Source organism: Cellulophaga sp. F20128 (assembly GCF_023015805.1).
Classification (GTDB): Bacteria; Bacteroidota; Bacteroidia; order Flavobacteriales; family Flavobacteriaceae; genus Cellulophaga.
In genome coordinates, this window is record NZ_JALKBA010000092.1 from 1 (window position 1) to 395 (window position 395).

The following is a 395-nucleotide window of genomic DNA, read 5'->3' on the forward strand; positions in this document are numbered from 1 at the left end:
GCCAATGACGGTACAGATACCGATGGAGATGGTATTTGTGATGCTAGTGATCCTGATGATGATAACGATGGTGTTTTAGATGGTGATGATACCGCCCCCCTAGACCCTTCTGTTTGTCAAGATTTAGATGGGGATGGGTGTGACGATTGTTCCGCTACTTCAAACACAGACTTTAGCGCTGGTAATAATTTTGATCCAGCCAATGACGGTACAGATACCGATGGAGATGGCATTTGTGATGCCAGTGATCCAGATGATGATAATGATGGTGTGGTTGACGGTAGTGATGCCGATCCCCTAGACCCTTCTATTTGTCAAGATTTAGATGGGGATGGGTGTGACGATTGTTCGGCTACATCAAATACAGACTTTAGCGCTGGTAATAATTTTGATCC

At 44.8% G+C, this 395-nt stretch carries 1 pseudogene; it reads left to right on the top strand.

The annotated features are described in order from the left end of the window. Nucleotides 1–395 (top strand): annotated as a pseudogene (locus MWU65_RS17605) (thrombospondin); the annotation flags it as partial.